The sequence below is a fragment of the uncultured Campylobacter sp. genome, assembly GCF_937997465.1.
Taxonomy (GTDB): domain Bacteria; phylum Campylobacterota; class Campylobacteria; order Campylobacterales; family Campylobacteraceae; genus Campylobacter_A.
Genome location: NZ_CALKTQ010000005.1, coordinates 1 through 1,101, shown reverse-complemented (window position 1 = coordinate 1,101; position 1,101 = coordinate 1). Strand labels below are relative to the sequence as shown.

General features: G+C 54.8%; 1 protein-coding gene. It reads right to left on the bottom strand.

Annotated elements, in window-relative coordinates; all coding sequences use genetic code 11:
- Positions 1–100 precede the first annotated feature (100 nt).
- A partial coding sequence (locus Q0546_RS00135) for a M20/M25/M40 family metallo-hydrolase (protein WP_298789465.1) occupies positions 101–1,101 on the bottom strand: 1,001 nt, incomplete at its 5' end.

Below are 1,101 nucleotides of genomic sequence, written 5' to 3'. Positions count from 1 at the left end.
AGGCGGAAACGACGGAGGCGAGGGAGCGTATACGCAATACGTGACCGAAGCCGACCGAGTTTCCAACGACGTATAAAGGAAAAAGACGAGCCGTTCCGAGCTACTGAAGCCTAGCGATTATGTTTCTTACAACTTCCGCTATCATCTCCACCGACGCTATCTCGCAGTGCTCGTTTACCGAGTGTGGCGAGTGGATGTTAGGTCCTATGGAGCAGGCCTGCAGCTCGGGCTGTTTTGCGACCAGTACGCCGCACTCAAGGCCTGCGTGCACGGCGGCAAATTTGGCCTGCGGCTTTTGTTTTTGCAACTCCTCAAGCACCAGATGGGCAAAGTCGCTGATACACGGCGCCCAGTTCGCCGAGCGGTCGGCTACTCTCACATCAAAGCCCAGCGCGCTAGCTAGCGTAGCGGTCTCAAAGCCTAAATTTTCGAGCCCCTCGCGCTTCATCGCGCGCGCGAAAAAGTCAAACTCGATCACATCACCCTTTTGCTTGACGGTCGAGAGATTTATGCTTTCGTTTACCATGCCAAGCTGCGTGTCGTAGCTGCGCACGCCCTGAGCAAAGGAGTTTATGAGAGCCAAAATTTTGCCGCTATTTACCAGCACGTCCGCTTCGCCCTCGCCCAGGCTTTTCACCCACGCCAGGCCGCGCTGCTTCGGTTCATGAGCGCACAGCGCCTTACACACGGCGTTTGCAGGGATCGAATTACTCCTCTCGCCAAAATCCAGGCTAATCAGCTCACAGTCCTCCTCGGCGAGAAATTTTGCCAGCAGCTTCGTCGCGTTTGGGATATTTTTGTGTATTTCGTTGCCCGAGTGCCCGCCGCTAAGCCCCGTGACGCCGATCTCGTAAATTTTACCGCTCTTTTTGACGGTCTGTGCGCCGATTTTTGCGCTTACGTTTATACCACCGGCACATCCCAGCGTCACGCGGTCGTCCTCTTCGCTGTCTAAATTTAGAAGATTCGGCGATAAAATTTTACCCTTAAAAGCGTTTGCGCCCACGAGCCCGACCTCTTCGTCGTTGGTAAAGAGGCACTCTAAGTTCGCAAACTCCCTCATCGCGCCCATCATCATCGCCACGCCGATGCCATCATCAG